The sequence below is a fragment of the Yersinia enterocolitica subsp. enterocolitica genome (assembly GCF_901472495.1).
Classification (GTDB): domain Bacteria; phylum Pseudomonadota; class Gammaproteobacteria; order Enterobacterales; family Enterobacteriaceae; genus Yersinia; species Yersinia enterocolitica.
Genome location: NZ_LR590469.1, coordinates 2052203 through 2072879 on the forward strand (window position 1 = coordinate 2052203; position 20677 = coordinate 2072879).

Sequence of the window (20677 nt, forward strand, 5' to 3'; positions counted from 1 at the left end):
CGGACATCACACATTATGCCAGTACCAATCATTCCGGTTTCGTTTTCTGCTGCGGCCAAAAAAACCTCTAAAAATAACGCGAAAAAACTGGCAGAAATACGCAATCGAATACTATCCCTCTTATTAAATAATAAAGCCTTAGTCGATGGCATTCTTGGCCGTCAGGATGAGCGGGAAAAACTCAGTGATGAGCAATTAGCTGAACAAACTTTAGAAATCAAAACACTGCTCGACGATCTGCACGCCGCTGACCTTGCCGACTTACTCGAAGCCTTGCCCAACGATGAACGTTTAGCATTGTGGCGGTTAGTCAAAAACGAGAAACGTGGTCAAACGCTGGTCGAAGTTTCTGAAACAGTGTGGGATACACTGATCAAAGAGATGAGCGATAAAGACCTGTTAAAAGCGATGCGCACCTTGCATGTCGATGAACAGGCTTATCTGGCCGAATACCTGCCGCGTAACTTGATGGGCCGCCTGTTAACGTCACTGGATCCGGATCAACGCGCTCGGGTACGGGAAGTTATCCAATATGGCCGCGATACTGTCGGTCAGATGATGGATTTCGAACTGGTGACGGTTCGGGCTGATGTTACCCTCGCCACCGTGCAGCGCTATTTGCGTTATCGGAAAAATATCCCTGATGCTACAGATAAAATCTTTGTTATTGATCGCAAGAATACCTTACTGGGCGAACTGCCGTTAACCGCCATTCTGCTCAACGCGCCAGATACCCAAGTATTTGAGGTAATGGAGAGCAACCCGACGACTTTCCAACCGGAACAGAAAGCAGAAGACGCCGCAGGTGCCTTTGAGCGTTATGACTTGATCAGTGCCGCCGTTATTGATGCAAAAGGCAAACTGATGGGCCGTTTGACCATCGAAGAGATCGTTGACGTGGTCAATGAAGAGAGCGACACCACCTTAAGGCGCATGGGGGGATTAAGCCCGGAAGAAGACGTGTTCTCCCCTGTAGGCCGTGCGGTTCGTACCCGTTGGTCATGGCTGGCCATCAATCTCTGCACCGCGTTTGTCGCCTCAAGGGTCATTGGATTATTTGAAGACACCATCTCACAATTAGTGGCATTGGCGGCATTAATGCCGATTGTCGCTGGCATTGGCGGTAACACCGGTAATCAAACCATCACCATGATTGTGCGCGCCCTGGCATTGCACCATATCCAACAAGGTAATGTGACCTTCCTGATGTTCAGAGAGTTAGGTGTCGCACTGATCAATGGTCTGGTGTGGGGCGGGATTATGGGGGTGGTCACCTATCTGCTCTATGGCGATCCCGCCATGGGCGGTGTGATGACGCTGGCAATGATGCTTAACTTGCTAATGGCAGCACTGATGGGCGTCATTATCCCGATGACCATGGCCCGTTTGGGCCGAGATCCGGCCATCGGTTCCAGTGTCATGATCACAGCTATCACCGATACTGGCGGCTTTTTCATTTTCCTGGGACTCGCCACTCTATTCCTGGTTTAATTATTATGATAATAAACAAATAATTAATTCAGTATCGAGCCAACAAATCGCCACCATCCATGCTTAGCTATACTAAACTACTGAATATGACCCAGACTGCTGACAAAGTAAAACGAAGGAGAATCGTGCCGTTGGGGTCGTAGTGGCGTAAGCCACCGAAGTGCCCCTGGGTGCGGTAAATCCTTCTATCACAGGGTTATAAGTAGGTTTGTCAACAAACTCACCGCATGTCAAATGCGGTCTATTTTTATGTGATGGATTTTTCCCATCATAATCAAAATGATTGCGAGCAAAATAAGGCGTTCTATGGATCTCAGCGCGGCCGAAAAACCGGCTCCTGACAATAAAACTCTTCTTCACATCACCATCATCAGCATAGTGGTGTTTTTGCTCGCTCTCTTTTGTATCCGCCTTTCTGAGCAATCAGAAAATCTGGCTCCGTTATGGTTCCCGACCGCAGTATTGATGGTGGCACTCTTCCACCACCCCATGCGCTATTGGTCGTGGCAATTATTGGCTGCTGGCATATCTATTATTGCCGCTAATTTTATCTTATATGGCATCAGTTGGTTCCCGCTACCGCTGACATTGATAAACCTTACCGAGGCGACTGCGGGCGCTTGGTTACTGCGTAAATTTCTCCAACCTAAAGATCCGTTAAATAACCTGTTCAGTTGGCTTAAATTCTCAGTTTGTACCGTGATTTTGGTTCCTCTGCTGAGTGGGCTGGCAGCAGCGTGGTATTTAGCCCCGCAAAACGGCAGCTTTACCCAAGTGCTGACAGTGTGGTTTATGTCCGAAGCCATCGGCATGTTGGCTTTAGGGCCAGTCGGGCTGCTTTATCGTCGGGGTTATTTTAATATTACCAATAAAACCAAAGCGCTATTCGACATGATATGGATGATGATAGTGTCACTGTCAGCTTGCTATATCGGCCTGATGTATCTGCCATTTCCCTTTACTTTCATCATTATGGCATTGATCTGGACCTCCATCCGCTTACCGCGTTTTGAAACCTTTACTATCTGTTTTCTGGCCACCTTGCTGATTGCGATGATGATCAATTTCAACCTGTTTACCCTTCAGGTTGATACCAAACTGTCAGTACAGGCGTTTTCCTTTATTCCATTACTGATGGTATTGATTCCTCCCCATGCTATGGCGATGGTGATGCACGCCTTTCGCATGGAAAAAGAGCATATCGTTGAAAGTGAAAACCGCTTTCGCAATGCGATGGAATACTCGGCTATCGGTATGGCTCTGGTGTCGCCAGAAGGCAAATGGATGCAGGTCAACCAGGCACTGTGTAAATTACTGGGTTACCGGCAGGAAACCTTACTCACCCTGACTTTTCAGCAAATTACTCACCCGGAGGATCTCTCCGCCGACTTGAAATTGCTTGATGATTTGTATCATGGTCATATCCCCAGTTATTCGATGGAAAAACGCTATATCCGCAGTGATGGCGAGGTGGTGTGGGCGCTACTGGTGGTCAGTGTGGTGCGAGACCATGAGCAACAGCCGCTCTATTACATCTCGCAGGTTGAAGATATTAATGATCTGAAAAAGAGCGAGATTGTTAACCGCCGCCTGATGGAACGTATCACACTGGCAAACGAAGCCGGTGGTATTGGTATCTGGGAATTGGATATCAGAAAGCAGCTGATCAGTTGGGATAAACGGATGTATGAGCTTTATCATATCCCGTTCAATACCCCCGTTGACGAGACCGTCTGGCAACAATACATTCACCCAGAAGATATCAACCGCGTAAAGCGTGAATACAGTGCGGCGCTCACTCAGCGTCAGCCGTACCGGCTGGATTTCAGGCTATTGCTGCCTAATGGCGATATCGTCCATTTGCGTAATCAAGCCAATATGATTTGCGACAAAAATGGCAATATTCTGCGCCTGATGGGTACCACGCTGGATATGACGGAAATCAGAAACCTGACTGAAGCGCTACATGAAGAGAAAGAGCGATTACATATCACTCTCGATTCCATCGGCGAAGCAGTGGTGTGTACTGATCAGGAAATGAAAATCACCTTTATGAATCCGGTGGCGGAGAAAATGACCGGTTGGGCCAATACCATCGCACTCGGTCAGCCCATACAGCATATTATTAAGCTGACCAACGGCGTCGATGGGCCGGAAATTGATAATCCAATAGAACATTGTCTCACCCATCGTCCTCACTCCTCGTTGAATGAGTCAATCGTGTTACATCATCGCGACGGGCAGTATTACGACATTCAGGAGTCTGTCGCCCCACTGAAAACACTGGAAGGAACCGTTGTCGGGGCAGTACTGGTGTTCCAGGATGTCGGCGAGTCGCGCGCAATGATGCGCAAGCTCAGCCACAGCGCCTCTCACGATAATCTTACCGGGCTGCCAAATCGCGCCAATTTTGAAAATAAGCTGAAGGCAGCTATCCAGAACAGCATCGACTTTGACCAACAACACGCGCTGGCCTTCCTTGATCTGGACTATTTCAAAGCGGTTAACGACACCGCCGGGCACCCTGCTGGCGATGCGCTGCTCAAAGAACTCAGTCAGTTAATGCGCCAGCATCTGCGCAACAGTGATTGTGTCGCACGGCTCGGTGGCGATGAATTTGGTTTACTGATGCTCAATTGCACCCTGCCTCATGCCAAAGCTATCACCCAAAGTCTGGTATCCATGATCAATGGCTATCATTTCTACTGGGAAGATAAGCTGTACCGTATAGGAGCCAGTGCCGGTGTCACACAAATCAGTAGCAGCAACAGTCAGCGCAGTGAAATCATGGCGCAGGCTGATATCGCCTGCTATACCGCCAAGCACAGCGGGCGTGGTCAGGTTTATCTCTATCAGCCGAGGCAAAAGCAGCTGTTAGCTCGCCAGCACGAATTGCTGAGTCGCGAAGAGGTAGAAAGCATTCTCAGCGAGAATCAACTGTTGCTACAGGTTACCCCGACCGCACCGCCTAAAACGCCGTTGTCAGTATGTTTCTATCAGGTCAGTTTGGAGATTGATCGGCCACAAAGCCCGCTGGTCAGCCAGTCTGCCTTTGAGGAGGCGGCAACGTTGTATAACTTGCTGCCGAAAGTCGACAGTTGGATATGCGAGCAATTGTTAGTTGATCACGCCCAGGCCATTCATCAGAAAGGGCTGGCGCTGGCGGTCCCACTGTCTGAAGTGGCTCTGCTCCAAGAAGATTTTCGCCAGTCACTGCTCAACTTGCTGCAACAGACTCTACTGCCCCCACAGAGCCTGTATTGGATGATAGATGAGTCCACATTGCTGCAATACCCGTTTGCGATTGGTAACTTCCTCGCCAAACTGCAACAGCTGGGCTGCAAGCTGATTGTGAAAGAGTTTGGCCATAATTTGAATGATTTTGAATTATTAGCTGAGCACCGCATTGATTACCTGAAATTTAACAGCGAATTAATCGCCCATATTCATATTAATCAAATGGACGAAGTGCTGATATCCATCATCAATGGCACGGCACAGCGCGCGAATATCGCTACACTGGCAGGCCCGGTAGAATTACCGCCAACCTTGAGTAAATTGATTGATATCGGTGTTGATTTAGCCGACGGCACAATGATTGGCCACACTGAACCCTTATCTGAAGTGCTTAACAGCGGCTATTTCGCGATAAAATAGCGCGATAAAATAGCCCGATATCCTGTCTTGACGATTGCCCCACTGCCCACTCTAAGGTAAAGTCGCCCCCTTTTATTTGGCCTGGGGGCAATTATGTTCATTGGATTTGACTACGGCACAGCAAACTGCTCAGTTGCCGTGATGCGGGATGATGCTCCCGAGTTGCTGGTGCTGGAGAATAATGACGTCTATTTGCCCTCGATGTTATGCGCCCCTACCCGCGAAGCGGTGAGTGAGTGCCTGCACCGCCACTGGCAGGTGCCCACCGGCAGTGACGAAAACCAGCAACTGTTACGCCGCGCCATGGCGTTCAATCGCGAAGAAGATATTCCGGTGACAGCTGACAGTTTAATGTTCGGCCTGTCAGCGCTGGCTCACTATATTGAAGACCCCGAAGAAGTTTACTTTGTAAAATCGCCTAAATCCTTTTTGGGTGCCAATGGATTGAAACCGCAACAGTTGGCGCTGTTTGAGGATTTAGTCTGCGCCATGATGTTCCATATCAAACGCCAGGCAGAATCGGTATTGGCAGCTGAAATCAGCCAGACAGTGATTGGCCGCCCGGTTAACTTTCAGGGTTCCGGCGGTGAAGAGGCCAACCAACAAGCTGAAGGTATTTTACTGCGTGCCGCGCAACGCGCTGGTTTTCGCGATATCGCCTTCCAGTTTGAACCGGTGGCCGCCGGGTTGGATTTTGAAGCCACACTAACCAGTGAGAAAACTGTGTTGGTGGTAGATATTGGCGGCGGGACCACTGACTGTTCAGTGCTGCTGATGGGGCCAAAATGGCAAGGTCTGGCCGATCGCCAGCAAAGCCTGTTAGGGCACAGTGGTTGCCGTGTCGGTGGGAATGACCTCGATATCATGTTGGCATTCAAGCAACTGATGCCACTGTTTGGTATGGGCAGCGAAACCGAAAAAGGGATTGCGATGCCGTCGTTACCTTACTGGAATGCCGTTGCCACCAATGATGTTCCGGCCCAGAGCGATTTCTATAGCACAGTTAATGGCCGTTTCCTGCGCGATTTGATCCGTGATGCCGCTAATCCGCAGCAAGTTGAGCTTCTGCTGAAAGTCTATCAACAGCGCTTAAGTTACCGCCTGGTGCGGGCCGCAGAAGAGAGCAAAATTGCGCTTTCCGAGCAACAACAGGTCGCCGCGGCACTGGATTTTGTGCAACCAGAGTTGGGGCAAACTATCAGCCAGCAACAGCTCGCCGAAGCTATCTCCCAGCCATTACAGCGCATTCAAGAGCAAGTCAACCTGGCGCTCGCCACCAGCCACGTCACACCGGATGTGATTTACCTGACCGGCGGTAGCGCCCGCTCCCCGCTACTACGCGCGGCCTTACAGCAGCAATTGCCGGGTATTCCATTAGTGGGGGGTAATGATTTTGGCTCCGTCACCGCTGGGTTGGCGAGGTGGGCGCAGACGCTATACCGGTGATATTGATGGTGGTGATGAGTGATTGGTTCGGTTGTTAGAGAATCAGATCATTGTTGCGATTGATAGTCACAGGATTATCTGGTTCGGTTGTTAGAGCTTCACGGCTCACTTAACCTCCGATGAACCAACCGCCAAAGGGGGCAGCGGCCCCCTTGTGGAATCCCGCGCTTGCGCCCGTATCGCTTGCCCACTGCGTGGGTTCCCTCACTCATCATTTCGCTGACGGACCGGGCCGATTCGCATCCATGCTCAAGCGGCCCTCACTCGGCATCCATGCCTCGCGTCCTGGCTTCATTCTTCACTCGGCGGCTCAAATGTGCTTTTAACATCAAGGTCAAAAACCATGGTTTTGATTTTGAGCGCAATCTGAGATATTGCCGACAAGGAGGGAGGGCCAAGTGAGCCGTGAAGTTTTAACAACCGAACTAACTTCTAACTTCTAACTTCTAACTTCTAACTTCTAACTTCTAACTTCTAATAAAATATCAACCGCCCCCCACCAAACTAATCCCCCTCCTGATTCGATTAAGTTTTAATCCCCATTCCGAACTATTCCGTTACCCCCCCTCTTCCACACCCCTTAATGACTATTTTAAGACCCTATTCCAAGTGATTAATAAACTCCTCCACCTTATTAAATTCTCACTATCTTTTACCCGGTATTAATTCCGAAAAAGAAACTTCCCTCATCACACTTCAGGTCACTATATTAGCTCCCAAGATGAAACGGCAACAAACACCTTTCATTGCAAAATCGGCCATTGGGGCCAAACAAATTAACTATTAAACATTACTATTAACTACCGCGAACTATTTCGCACTGGAGCTTTATTATGAATATCACTATGAAAAAGAAACTGATTGTTACCTCTTTACTGGCTGCCTCGGTATTTGCCTCTGCGGCAAATGCCGCGAATGGTACAATTAATGTTACAGGCAAAATTACAGCAAGCCCATGTTCTATAGATACAGCAAAATCAACTGCTACTCTGGATCTTGGAAGTATTAATCTGAACAGTAAAGATACTATTCCCGCCGAAAAAGAAATTACAATCAGTCTTAAAGACTGTCCATTCACCGCCCAAACTGCCACGGTAAAATTTACCGGTACAGCAGATGGGGATAATTTCAAGTTTGATGGTGGTGCTAAAGGCTATGCATTGCAACTAATTGATATCGATGGCTCAACGCCGATCAAGAATAATGTTGATGCCAACGCTCTGAACATGACAGGCCAAGCTACTCATGACCTAAAATACAAAGCTAAATTTATCAAGACCGGTACTGCTATTACTGACTTCCAAGCTGCTTCCCAAGCTACTGGTGATGTAAATGTATCGTTAAATTACGAAATAACATTTAACTAATTCCCTCCCGCGTTAATACCTTTATTAGCGGTGTATTTGTTGTGTCTTTACCGCCCCGATATTTTATTTGTCGGGGCAGTAATTTTTATTATTTATTGTTGCCACCAAGGCAATAAATTAATCTACTCAGAGAGAAAAACCATGCCGTGGTTAAAATCGTTATTCTTTATCGCCTGTTTAACCGGCGTGATGCAGTCAGCTCAGGCCGGTGTTGCTATCGGCGGCACACGTGTTATTTATGACGGGGCCAAAAAAGAAGCCACTTTATCCGTTAACAATCAGGATAAAAACATCCCTTATTTAATTCAAAGCTGGGTCGATAATATCGAGGCCACCAATCATAATAAAGTGCCCTTTATTATCACCCCACCATTATTCCGTTTAGATGGCGGGCAGGAAAGTAACCTGCGAATTTTGTTCACCGGCGGTAATTTGCCGCAAGACCGCGAATCGGTGCATTGGCTGAATGTCAAAACCATTCCATCCAGTAAAAAAACTAATGGCAACCAGTTATTTATCTCGATTAAAAACCGCATCAAATTATTTTACCGCCCGGCAGGGCTAGCCGGTAACGCCGCTGATGCTTATAAAGCGCTGAGCTTCTCGCGCCACGGTAAGCAATTGCAAGTGAGCAACCCCACCGCCTATTACGTCTCCTTCCATACCCTGAAAGTGGGTGGCAGTGAGATCAAAGGCGCGCTGATGGTTGCCCCCAAAGGCATCCTGAGCGTTGACCTCCCTGCGGGTGCTGCCGGTGTCGTGAGCTGGCAGGCGATTAATGATTTTGGCGGCACTTCCGATGTTGCCACTGCCACCTTATAAATCCGGATTAACCACCATGACGCAGCTTCATTTTGCTTTACCTCCTGCTCGCCGCGCTTTAGGGTTGGCGATTCAGTTGGCGCTGGGATTAACCGCCTTATCGGCCCCCGCCTGGGCTGAAGATTATTTCAATCCCAGCTCGTTAGAAATCAAGGACGCCAGCTACGCGGCGATTGACCTCAGTATTTTCTCCCAATCGGGCGCACAGTTACCCGGGACTTATCGGGTGGATATCTATCTTAACGGCCAGCAGATAGAAACGCGTGATGTCACCTTTATTGAAGATAACGGCAGCTTATTGGCCGAAATCACCCCGCAGCAATTAGCCGATTTAGGGGTGAAAGTAGCGGCCTTCCCGGCTCTGCAACAGCAACCGGCCGACCTGCCTGTTACACAATTGGGTAAATTTATCCCCGCCGCCAGCAGCAGTTTTGATTTTAATAAACAGCGGCTGGATGTGAGTATTCCGCAGGCGGCGCTCAACAGTCAGGCGCGTGGCTATATTGACCCTAAACAGTGGGATCAAGGCCTTCCTGCGCTGATGGTCAATTACAACCTGAGCGGGGCTAATCGCTGGCAAGATAACCGACCGGGCAGCAACAGCAACCACTTCCTCAACCTGCGCAGCGGGCTGAACTGGGGGCCGTGGCGCTTGCGTAACTATTCCACCTATAGCCAAAGTAGCAATGGCGAGCCGCAGTGGAATAACCTGACCAATACTTTACAGCGCGATATTCATGCCATCAAAGGCCAACTGACCCTGGGCGACAGCTACACCCCCGGCGATATCCTGAGCGGGGTGCCATTCCGTGGCGCGCAGTTAGCCTCTGATGACAGTATGTTGCCCGACAGCTTGCGCGGTTTTGCCCCGCTGGTGCGCGGTATTGCTGACAGCAACGCGCAGGTTACCATTCGCCAGAACAATAATGTGATTTACCAAACCTATGTGCCACCGGGGGCTTTTGAAATTAATGACCTGTTCCCCACCTCTTCCAGTGGCGATTTGGAAGTGACCATCAAAGAAACCGATGGCCGCGAGCGCAGCTTTAAACAGGCGTTTTCTTCCGCGCCGATTATGCAGCGCGAGGGCAGCCTAAAATATGCGCTGAGCGCCGGTCAATATCGTGGCGGTGGCAATGGCAGCCCCACCCCGAACTTTGCCCAGACCTCGCTGGCCTACGGCATGCCGTACGGCTTTACCCTGTATAACGGCTTATTGATTTCATCTGATTATCAGGCCGGTGCGCTGGGGGTGGGAATAGGTTTAGGTAGCATGGGGTCGGTATCAGCGGATGTAACGCAAGCCAAAACCACTTTTAGCGATCAAACTACCCGGCAGGGGCAATCTTATCGGCTACAATATGCCAAAAGCATTACCGCTACCGGCACTAACTTCTCGCTCGGCAGCCACCGTTATTCCACGGAAGGTTTTTATGATTTCAGTGAAGCCAATCAACTGAGCGACGTGGGCAGCATTCATTCGCTGGGGCGCAACAATAATAAGCGCAGCCGTACTCAGTTGCATATCAGTCAGTCACTAAATGATTTCGGTAGTTTGTACCTTTCGGCTTATCAACAGGATTACTGGCAGCGCAAAGGTTACGAACGCAATGCCACGCTGGGCTACAACATTTCGCTCTCGGGCATTAGCTATAGCCTGAACTACAGCTATAGCCAAACCCCCGGCCAGCAACAAAACGACCAGCGCGCCAGCTTGAGTGTCAATATCCCATTGGGTCGCCATAACTGGGCCAATTACAGTATTAACACCAGCAAAGGCGGGGCCACCAGTCAGCAGTTGGGCCTGAGTGGCAGTGCACTGGCAGATGATAATCTCAGCTACCACCTGCAACAGAGCCGCAGCAATCACGGCGGTGGCAATAGCGGTAGCCTGAGCAGCAGCTATAGCGGCGCTTACGGCCAGATGAATGCCGGTTACAGCTTCGGCAGCAACAGCCGTCAGTTGAACTATGGCCTGAGCGGTGGTGTGCTGGCGCACCCTTACGGTGTCACCTTGTCACAATCGCAGAGCGATACCTTAGTATTGGTGCGCGCTCCCGGTGCCAGTGGTGTTGGCGTCAGCAGTGGTCGCGGGGTGAAAACCGATTGGCGCGGCTATGCGGTGGTGCCCTATGCCAGCGCTTATCGCCAAAACAACGTAGCGCTGGATACCCAAAGCATGGGTGACAATATTGATATGGATATTACCAGCCAAAACGTGGTGCCAACACGCGGCGCGGTGGTGCTGGCTAACTTCCAGCCGCGCCTCGGTAGCCGGGTGCTGATTAACCTGAGTTATCAGGGTAAGCCGGTGCCATTCGGCGCCATGGCCAGCTTGCAAGATGATGGTGCAGACAGTGCCAATAGCAGCATCGTCGGCGATGGCGGCCAGGTGTATCTCAGTGGCGTGCCGGATAACGGCAATTTGCTGGTGCAATGGGGTAATCAGGACAAGCAGCAGTGTCAGGTGAAATTTACCTTACCGGCAGCGGATACCAATACCACTTCGGCAGTGCGCATATTAGATGCGGTGTGCCGGTAAAATAAAAAACTTCAGGCTAATAATTTATTGGCCTGAATAACCTCCTGACTTATTAAGTTATCAGATTATTATGTTTAATTTTATGAAAAATAAAAAGCACGTTCTTCTTAGTCACTTAATTATATTGTTTGCAGGAATGACATTATTCATTCCTAAAGTCACCCAAGCGGTGGTAACTTCAATGGGATGCAATATAGTTAGTAATAATGACATTCCACCACGATCACTTACCATATATAGTAAAGCACCCAATAACACAGAATATTATATAGGCGAATCAAGTAATCAATTGAGCTGTTTCGCAGAGACAAAGAAAATGTTATTGGGTGACGATAGATTAGTAACAATTAAAATACATGCCGACAGAGCATCAATTCCTGGGCTGCCCAATATTTATCAAACAAACATTAAAGGAATTGGAATAAAAGTTGATATCGATTACTCACAATCTGCATTTTGTAGCAAAGTAGAGAAAAAAATCGTTAACAACGGAATAGACGTCGATTGCATATTAAACCCTGCGGGGGTATCATCTTCATCTCTTAATCCATCCTTCCTATCATTCAAAATAAACCTTGTCAAGTTAGATAATAACTTTGATACCGGTTTAGTTAATGATTTCCCTAAATTTAATTTTACTTATTACGTGCAAAACCAAGGAGAAAAAACAGCTAACACACTTCCCTATATGGGTTTTCTTCGAAATGGGGTTACTTTAACAAAAGCGGGCTGTGAGTTAACTCGCCCCGATATTAATTTTAACTTAGGAGCACAGCAGCAAAAAGATTTTACTAGCATTGGGTCTAAGGGCCGTGATAATACACAAAAAATAGCTTTAACCTGTGATCCCAATACCAAATACTCCTTTAAAATCGATGGTGATGCCGAGCTAAAGCATCAAGGCGTCATTAAATTATCCCCAGAACCCGGTGCCGCCAGCGGGGTGGGAGTGCAACTACTTACTGGTAAAAATAATGACCCAGTAGTATTTGGCCAACCTAAACAAATGGGTATCTCCGCCAGTAGTGGTACTAATTTACAGGAAGAAATAGATATCACCGCCCGCTATTATCAAATTGCGGATAAAGTCACCCCCGGCAGCGCCAATGCCAGTGCCACCTTTACTATGACTTATCAGTAGCAAATTGCGGTGGCAGTGAGTTAACTTCACTGCCACCGTAGCGGCCATTGTCAAGAGTCGGAATGGTATTTTCCCAAAAAGTAAACTGCCCCCAAAAGTTGGACAGTTCTTATCAGGCGGCTAATTGGGTCTGGGTTGATGCGCTTAAACGCGATCCTGGTGGGTAATAATGCTGGAGATTGTTTATCAAAGTCGCTTTAAAAAAGATGCAACAGGGTATGCCAATAATAAAAAAGCGCAAAAAATTATTTTAGAAACTATTGCACTGTTGCAAACCGGCAAGGCACTTCCTAAAAAATATAAAGCACATCCTTTGACAGGTAACTATATTGGCTATCTCGAGTGTTATGGTATGCCAGATTTACACTTAATTTATCAACGTTCTGATTCAGCGGTTAAATTATATCGTGTCGGGAGCCATGCCTATTTGTTTTAAGATGCCAGTATCTGGGTGGACTTTGCTAAAATTTTCTGGCAAAACCTGACCAATTCCAGACATTAGTTTAAACAATTCTCAAGTTATTCCTTAATTCCTCCATTTTTATCCGGTAAATTCCCGCTAAACTAGTAACCTATGCAAAAACCATCTCAGAACACATAAAGGGACTCTTCGCCATCATGAAAGCTCAATCCAAACGCACTTCCCGCTTATTGATTTTATTGGGAATAGCGGTGGCGATTATTGTTGCTGTGTTTGTCTGGCGTCATTTCAGTGCAACCCCCGATGGCAGCACTGGCGCGCAGCAGCATGCGGTGGGGAACAACCCTGCCCGCGCAGGGGGGCGGCGTAATATGCCGATGCCGCCGGTACAAGCCGCCACCGCTACCGAACAAGCGGTGCCGCGTTATCTCACCGGTTTAGGGACGGTGATTGCCGCCAACACCGTAACAGTCACCAGTCGGGTTGACGGTCAGCTAATGGCTATCCATTTTACCGAAGGCCAACAGGTCAACGCTGGCGACTTACTGGTCGAAATTGACCCGCGCCCATACCAAGTCCAACTGACCCAAGCTCAGGGGCAGCTGGCGAAAGATCAAGCCACACTGGATAACGCGCGTCGCGATTTAGCCCGTTACCAAAAACTGGCGAAAACCGGCCTGATTTCACAACAGGATCTGGATACCCAAGCCTCGCTAGTGCGCCAAAGTGAAGGCAGTGTGAAAGCTGACCAGGGGGCTATCGATAGCGCCAAACTGCAACTGACTTATAGCCGCATTACCGCGCCTATTTCCGGTAAAGTCGGGCTAAAACAAGTGGATGTCGGTAACTACATTACCAGCGGCACCGCCACTCCGATTGTGGTTATCACTCAAACACATCCGGTTGATGTGGTCTTTACCCTGCCAGAAAGTGATATCCCAGCCATTATGCAAGCGCAGAAAAATGCGGCAAAAAATAATACGACTGTCCCGGTTGAAGCCTGGGATCGCACCAACAAGCAAATGCTGGCGCAGGGCTATCTGCTCAGTATTGATAACCAGATTGATACCACCACCGGCACCATTAAGCTCAAAGCCCGCTTTGCCAATGAAGATGATGTGCTGTTCCCGAATCAATTTGTCAACGCGCGTATCAAAGTGGATTTACTGCAAAACGCCGTGGTAGTTCCAACCGCTGCGGTACAGATGGGCAACGAAGGCAGCTTCGTCTGGACATTAAATGACGAGAACAAAGTCAGTAAACACTTGGTTACCACTGGGATTCAGGATAGCAAACAAGTGGTTATCAGCGCCGGGCTGGATGCCGGTCAGCGCGTAGTCACTGACGGTATTGATCGCCTGACGGAAGGTTTACAAGTTGAAGTGGTAACGCCGCGCTCAGCGGATACCACGCCAACCGATGCAGCAGAAAAGCCCGCTACGGCTGAGAAAGCCACACACCGTAGGGGCGGAAAATCAGCGACGGGCGCATCGGCAGGCAGTACCACAACTGTGGCGGAGAAATCCTGATGCAAGTGATGCCTCCAACTCCGGGCGGCGGGCCATCACGGCTATTTATCCTGCGCCCTGTCGCCACCACCCTATTTATGGTCGCCATTTTGCTGGCGGGGATTATCGGTTATCGCGCCTTGCCGGTTTCCGCCCTGCCGGAAGTGGATTACCCCACCATTCAGGTAGTCACACTCTATCCCGGCGCGAGTCCGGATGTGGTGACTTCCTCCATTACCGCACCACTCGAGCGCCAGTTTGGTCAGATGTCTGGCTTGAAACAGATGGCGTCACAAAGCTCTGGGGGCGCGTCGGTTATCACCTTACAATTCCAGCTCACTTTGCCGCTGGATGTGGCCGAGCAGGAAGTGCAGGCGGCGATTAACTCCGCCACTAATTTGCTGCCAAATGATCTGCCTTATCCACCGATTTACAGTAAGGTGAATCCGGCGGATCCGCCGATTCTGACACTGGCCGTCACCTCCAGCGCTATCCCGATGACTCAAGTGGAAGACATGGTGGAAACCCGCATTGCGCAAAAGATCTCGCAAGTCACCGGCGTCGGTCTGGTCACCATTTCTGGTGGGCAGCGCCCTGCCGTGCGGGTCAAATTGAATGCCCCGGCGGTCGCTGCTTTGGGGCTGGACAGTGAAACCATTCGCACCGCCATCAGCAATGCCAACGTCAACTCCGCCAAAGGTAGCCTGGATGGGCCAACCCGTTCGGTAACCTTATCCGCCAACGACCAGATGAAATCGGCTGAGGATTACCGCGACCTGATTGTGGCTTACCAAAATGGCGCGCCAGTCCGCTTGCAGGATGTCGCCACCATCGAGCAGGGCGCAGAAAATAACAAACTGGCGGCCTGGGCCAATAACCAGCAGGCGATTGTGCTGAATATCCAGCGCCAGCCGGGGGTCAATGTGATCGCTACCGCCGACAGTATTCGCGAAATGCTGCCGGAGCTTATCAAAAGTCTGCCAAAATCGGTTGATGTCAAAGTACTGACCGATCGCACCACCACTATCCGCGCCTCGGTCAATGATGTGCAGTTCGAGTTACTGCTGGCCATTGTGTTGGTGGTGATGGTGATTTACCTGTTCCTGCGTAATGCAGCGGCCACCATTATCCCCAGTATTGCTGTGCCGTTGTCATTGATCGGGACGTTCGCCGCGATGTATTTCCTCGGTTTCTCAATCAACAACCTGACATTAATGGCGCTGACTATTGCCACCGGCTTTGTGGTCGATGACGCCATTGTGGTGATTGAGAATATCTCGCGCTACATCGAAAAAGGCGAAAAACCGCTGGATGCCGCGCTGAAAGGGGCCGGTGAGATTGGCTTTACCATTATTTCACTGACCTTCTCATTGATTGCTGTATTGATTCCACTGCTGTTTATGGGTGATATCGTCGGCCGCCTGTTCCGTGAGTTTGCGGTGACATTGGCGGTGGCAATCCTGATTTCAGCCGTGGTGTCCCTGACACTGACGCCAATGATGTGCGCACGCATGCTCAGTTATGAGTCACTGCGCAAGCAAAACCGCTTGTCACGCGCCAGTGAGAAGTTCTTTGACTGGGTGATTGCCCATTATGCGGTGGCACTGAAAAAAGTCCTTAAGCACCAATGGATAACCTTGGGTGTCGCGCTGAGCACCTTAGTGCTGACAGTACTGCTTTACCTCATCATGCCCAAAGGCTTTTTCCCATTACAGGACAATGGCTTGATTCAAGGTACGCTGGAAGCGCCACAATCGGTTTCATTCAGTAATATGGCGGAGCGCCAGCAGCAAGTGGCCGCTATCATCCTGAAAGATCCGGACGTCGAAAGTCTGACTTCATTTGTCGGGGTGGATGGCACCAACGCCACACTGAATAATGGCCGGTTACAGATTAACCTTAAGCCATTGGAGAGCAGAAAGGATCGCATCCCAGAAATCATCACCCGCCTGCAACAGAGCGTATCCGGCGTTCCGGGTATTAAGCTCTATTTGCAGCCAGTGCAAGATTTGACTATCGATACCCAACTGAGCCGCACCCAATATCAGTTCACCCTGCAAGCCACCTCACTGGAGGAGCTAAGCACTTGGGTGCCGAAACTGGTGAGTGAATTGCAGCAACAAGCGCCATTCCAGGATGTGACCAGCGACTGGCAGGATCAGGGGTTAGTGGCATTTGTCAATGTCGACCGAGACAGCGCCAGCCGCCTGGGGATCACTATGGCGGCTATTGATAGCGCGTTATATAACGCATTTGGTCAGCGGCTAATTTCCACCATTTATACTCAAGCCAATCAGTATCGGGTGGTATTGGAGCATGACGTCAAAGCTACGCCAGGGCTGGCGGCCTTCAATGATATCCGCCTGACCGGCAGTGACGGCAAAGGCGTCCCATTGAGTAGTATTGCTACCATCGAAGAGCGCTTCGGGCCGCTTTCTATCAACCATTTGAATCAGTTCCCGTCAGCCACCATTTCATTCAATTTGGCACAGGGCTATTCTCTGGGTGAGGCGGTGGAAGCCGTGACACAAGCGGAGCAGGCCATTCAACTGCCGGCTGACATTACAACGCGTTTCCAAGGCTCAACGCTGGCGTTTCAGGCCGCACTCGGCAGCACGCTATGGCTGATTATTGCCGCCATTGTGGCAATGTATATTGTGCTCGGCGTGTTGTACGAAAGCTTTATTCACCCGGTCACTATCTTATCTACCCTACCGACCGCCGGTGTCGGGGCATTGTTGGCGCTGATGCTGACCGGCCATGAACTGGATGTGATCGCCATTATCGGGATCATTCTGCTGATTGGGATCGTGAAGAAAAACGCCATCATGATGATCGACTTTGCGCTGGCCGCCGAGCGAGATCAGGGGATGACACCATATGACGCAATTTATCAGGCCTGCTTATTGCGGTTCCGCCCAATTCTGATGACTACCCTGGCCGCGCTGTTTGGCGCATTACCGCTGATGCTCAGTACCGGGGCCGGTGCCGAACTGCGCCAGCCGCTCGGGGTGTGTATGGTTGGTGGGCTGATTGTCAGTCAGGTGCTGACTCTGTTTACCACACCGGTTATCTATCTGTTGTTCGATAAACTGGCACGCAATACCCATAATCATCAGGATATTGATACACCAGCATTGCCGAATGGACGGGAACAGCCGTGAAATTCTTTGCTCTGTTTATTCAGCGCCCGGTGGCCACGACTCTGTTGACACTGGCGATAACGCTAAGTGGAGTGATCGGCTTTAGCTTATTGCCGGTCTCACCACTGCCGCAGGTCGATTACCCAGTGATTATGGTCAGCGCCTCGATGCCCGGTGCGGATCCGGAAACTATGGCGTCATCCATTGCCACACCACTGGAGCGCGCACTGGGAAGAATTGCTGGGGTCAATGAAATGACCTCAACCAGTTCATTGGGTAGCACGCGGATTATTCTGCAATTTGATCTTAGCCGCGATATTAATGGCGCGGCTCGTGACGTGCAGGCCGCACTCAACGCCGCTCAGAGTTTGCTCCCATCAGGGATGCCCAACCGCCCGACCTATCGCAAGATGAACCCGTCGGATGCGCCGATCATGATAATGACCCTGACTTCGGATACTTTCAGTCAGGGGCAATTATATGACTTTGCCTCAACCCAACTGGCGCAGAAAATTGCCCAGACCGAGGGCGTCAGTGATGTCTCAGTCGGTGGCAGTTCCCTGCCAGCGGTGCGGGTAGAACTGAATCCAAGTGCGCTATTCAATCAGGGCGTGTCACTGGATGCGGTGCGTCAGGCGATCAGTGCCGCTAACGTGCGCCGCCCGCAAGGTTCAATCGACAGCAGTGAGCAGCATTGGCAAGTGCAGGCTAATGATGAGATCAAAACTGCCGAGGGTTATCGCCCGCTCATCATTCACTACAACAATAGATCCGCAGTGCGGCTGCAAGATGTCGCCAATATCGTCGATTCTGTGCAGGATGTGCGCAATGCCGGGATGTCTGATGGCAAGCCAGCGATCCTGTTGGTGATCAGCCGTGAACCAGGGGCCAATATTATTGCCACCGTCGACCGAATTCGCGCCGAACTCCCGGCTCTGCGCGCCTCGATCCCCGCCTCGATTGAGTTGAATATTGCGCAAGATCGCTCGCCGACTATCCGCGCCTCACTGGATGAAGTGGAGCGATCACTGGTGATCGCCGTGGCATTGGTGATTTTGGTGGTGTTCCTGTTCCTGCGATCGGGCCGCGCCACCTTGATCCCTGCGGTCGCCGTGCCGGTTTCGCTGATCGGCACCTTTACTGCCATGTATTTGTGCGGTTTTAGCCTCAATAACCTGTCGCTGATGGCGCTGACCATCGCCACCGGTTTTGTGGTTGACGATGCTATCGTGGTGCTGGAGAACATTTCCCGCCATTTAGAAGCTGGCGTGAAACCGATGGTTGCCGCCTTGCGCGGGGTACGCGAAGTCGGTTTTACCGTGCTGTCGATGAGTATTTCACTGGTGGCGGTGTTTATTCCACTGCTGCTGATGGAAGGATTACCGGGGCGATTATTCCGTGAATTTGCCGTCACATTGTCGGTAGCAATTGGTATCTCACTGGTTATTTCGTTGACCCTAACGCCGATGATGTGCGCCCATTTATTACGCGCCCAACCGGCAGGGAAACAACAACGTATTCGTGGGTTCGGTAAAGTGCTGCTGGCTATTCAGCAAGGTTATGGCCGCTCGCTTAATTGGGTGCTGGGTCATACACGCTGGGTGATGGTTGTGCTGCTTTCCACTATTGCTCTGAATGTTTGGCTCTATATCAGCATTCCAAAAACCTTTTTCCCCGAGCAGGATACCGGCCGCATGATGGGCTTTATTCAGGCCGATCAAAGTATTTCGTTCCAGGCGATGCAGCAAAAACTGAAAGATTTCATGAAAATTGTCAGTGCTGACCCGGCGGTCGATAATGTCACCGGCTTTACCGGCGGTTCGCGCACCAACAGTGGCTCGATGTTTATTTCATTGAAACCACTGAGTGAACGTAGCGAAACGGCGCAACAAGTGATTACCCGGTTACGCGGCAAGTTGGCAAAAGAGCCGGGTGCCAGCCTGTTCCTGTCTCCAGTCCAAGATATCCGTGTTGGCGGCCGTCAATCTAACGCCAGTTATCAATTTACGTTATTAGCCGACGATTTAGCGGCTCTGCGTGAATGGGAACCAAAAGTGCGGGCCGCCCTGAGCAAGTTACCGGAGCTAGCGGATGTTAACTCCGATCAGCAGGATAAAGGCTCAGAAATGGCCCTGACCTATGACCGCGAAACTATGGCGCGGCTGGGTATCGATGTGTCTGATGCCAATGCGTTGCTCAATAACGCCTTTGGTCAGCGGCAGATTTCCACCATTTACCAGCCGTTAAACCAATACAAAGTGGTGATGGAAGTCGCGCCTCAATACACGCAGGATGTGAGTTCGCTGGACAAAATGTTTGTGATTAACAGCGCAGGCCAGTCTATCCCGCTGTCCTATTTCGCTAAATGGCAGCCCGCCAATGCGCCGCTGTCGGTTAATCACCAAGGCTTATCGGCCGCCTCGACTATCTCATTTAACTTGCCCGATGGCGGCAGCTTGTCTGAAGCGACGGCAGCCGTTGAACGAGCAATGACCGAACTGGGGGTGCCGAGCACGGTGCGCGGTATGTTTGCCGGGACCGCACAAGTGTTCCAGGATACCTTGAAATCCCAGCTCTGGCTGATTATGGCGGCGATCGCCACGGTGTATATCGTGCTGGGTATTTTGTATGAAAGTTATGTCCACCCGCTGACCATTTTGTCAACACTGCCTTCCGCCGGAGTCGGGGCATTACTGGCGCTGGAGCTGTTCGATGCGCCGTTTAGCCTTATCGCCCTGATTGGCATCATGCTATTGATTGGTATCGTGAAAAAGAACGCCATTATGATGGTCGATTTTGCCCTTGATGCACAGCGCAATGGCAACCTTAGCGCCCGCGATGCCATTTTCCAGGCCAGTCTATTGCGTTTTAGGCCGATTATGATGACCACTCTGGCCGCCTTGTTCGGCGCGTTGCCGCTGGTATTGGGTAGTGGCGATGGCGCGGAATTACGCCAACCACTCGGGATTACTATTGTCGGCGGGCTGGTCATGAGCCAGTTACTCACCTTATATACCACGCCGGTGGTTTACCTCTACTTTGACCGCCTGCGCAGCCGCTTTAGCAAAAAACCGTTAATGAGACTGGAATAATTCATTATGAAATGCCCAATAGCTTTTAAGTGGCAGCCAACACAGCA

The 20677-nt window shown here is 50.3% G+C and carries 11 protein-coding genes; all 11 read left to right on the top strand.

Translation table 11 applies throughout. From position 1 onward, the window contains the following. Positions 1-15 precede the first annotated feature (15 nt). The 11 genes from mgtE (at position 16) to mdtC (ending at position 20630) form a co-directional block, all read left to right on the top strand. Positions 16-1491, top strand: coding sequence for a magnesium transporter (gene mgtE, locus FGL26_RS09740; protein ID WP_005162151.1), 1476 nt, complete (start codon positions 16-18; stop codon positions 1489-1491). A gap of 306 nt (positions 1492-1797) precedes the next feature. Then, positions 1798-5148 carry a diguanylate cyclase gene (locus tag FGL26_RS09745; protein ID WP_005172415.1) on the top strand — a complete coding sequence of 1117 codons (3351 nt, stop codon included), beginning with the start codon at positions 1798-1800 and terminating at the stop codon, positions 5146-5148. A 93-nt stretch (positions 5149-5241) separates the two neighbouring features. Then, the gene (gene yegD / locus FGL26_RS09750) at positions 5242-6594 is read left to right on the top strand and encodes a molecular chaperone (protein ID WP_011815808.1); all 1353 of its coding nucleotides are present in this window, start codon (positions 5242-5244) and stop codon (positions 6592-6594) included. An 833-nt stretch (positions 6595-7427) separates the two neighbouring features. Beyond that, positions 7428-7961, top strand: a complete 534-nt coding sequence (locus tag FGL26_RS09755; protein WP_005172437.1) for a fimbrial protein — start codon at positions 7428-7430, stop codon at positions 7959-7961. 141 nt (positions 7962-8102) lie between these two features. Next, positions 8103-8783 (top strand): fimbrial biogenesis chaperone, encoded by a 681-nt coding sequence (locus tag FGL26_RS09760; RefSeq protein ID WP_005172440.1) that lies wholly within the window; start codon positions 8103-8105, stop codon positions 8781-8783. Next, complete coding sequence (locus tag FGL26_RS09765; protein ID WP_005172443.1) at positions 8740-11325, top strand: fimbria/pilus outer membrane usher protein; 2586 nt, start codon at positions 8740-8742, stop codon at positions 11323-11325. Before FGL26_RS09760 ends, FGL26_RS09765 begins: the two co-directional genes overlap by 44 nt. 82 nt (positions 11326-11407) lie before the next feature. Beyond that, positions 11408-12466, top strand: a complete 1059-nt coding sequence (locus FGL26_RS21680) for a fimbrial protein (RefSeq protein ID WP_227746662.1) — start codon at positions 11408-11410, stop codon at positions 12464-12466. 169 nt (positions 12467-12635) lie between these two features. Next, positions 12636-12902: a type II toxin-antitoxin system RelE/ParE family toxin gene (locus tag FGL26_RS09775; protein WP_005172450.1), complete on the top strand. Its 267-nt coding sequence runs from the start codon at positions 12636-12638 to the stop codon at positions 12900-12902. 182 nt (positions 12903-13084) lie between these two features. Beyond that, positions 13085-14416 (top strand): MdtA/MuxA family multidrug efflux RND transporter periplasmic adaptor subunit, encoded by a 1332-nt coding sequence (locus tag FGL26_RS09780; protein WP_005172454.1) that lies wholly within the window; start codon positions 13085-13087, stop codon positions 14414-14416. Further along, a complete protein-coding gene (locus FGL26_RS09785; RefSeq protein WP_005172471.1) occupies positions 14416-17559 on the top strand; it encodes an MdtB/MuxB family multidrug efflux RND transporter permease subunit in 3144 nt (1047 codons plus the stop codon). Before FGL26_RS09780 ends, FGL26_RS09785 begins: the two co-directional genes overlap by 1 nt. Continuing rightward, positions 17556-20630, top strand: a complete 3075-nt coding sequence (gene mdtC / locus FGL26_RS09790) for a multidrug efflux RND transporter permease subunit MdtC (protein ID WP_005172474.1) — start codon at positions 17556-17558, stop codon at positions 20628-20630. The genes FGL26_RS09785 and mdtC overlap by 4 nt, the downstream gene beginning before the upstream one ends. Positions 20631-20677 lie beyond the last annotated feature (47 nt).

Bases quoted from the DNA above. Each gene is read 5' to 3' on its own strand.
- mgtE (WP_005162151.1), top strand. From the start codon at position 16: ATGCCAGTACCAATCATTCCGGTTTCGTTTTCTGCTGCGGCCAAAAAA.
- FGL26_RS09745 (WP_005172415.1), top strand. From the start codon at position 1,798: ATGGATCTCAGCGCGGCCGAAAAACCGGCTCCTGACAATAAAACTCTT.
- yegD (WP_011815808.1), top strand. From the start codon at position 5,242: ATGTTCATTGGATTTGACTACGGCACAGCAAACTGCTCAGTTGCCGTG.
- FGL26_RS09755 (WP_005172437.1), top strand. From the start codon at position 7,428: ATGAATATCACTATGAAAAAGAAACTGATTGTTACCTCTTTACTGGCT.
- FGL26_RS09760 (WP_005172440.1), top strand. From the start codon at position 8,103: ATGCCGTGGTTAAAATCGTTATTCTTTATCGCCTGTTTAACCGGCGTG.
- FGL26_RS09765 (WP_005172443.1), top strand. From the start codon at position 8,740: ATGATTTTGGCGGCACTTCCGATGTTGCCACTGCCACCTTATAAATCC.
- FGL26_RS21680 (WP_227746662.1), top strand. From the start codon at position 11,408: ATGAAAAATAAAAAGCACGTTCTTCTTAGTCACTTAATTATATTGTTT.
- FGL26_RS09775 (WP_005172450.1), top strand. From the start codon at position 12,636: ATGCTGGAGATTGTTTATCAAAGTCGCTTTAAAAAAGATGCAACAGGG.
- FGL26_RS09780 (WP_005172454.1), top strand. From the start codon at position 13,085: ATGAAAGCTCAATCCAAACGCACTTCCCGCTTATTGATTTTATTGGGA.
- FGL26_RS09785 (WP_005172471.1), top strand. From the start codon at position 14,416: ATGCAAGTGATGCCTCCAACTCCGGGCGGCGGGCCATCACGGCTATTT.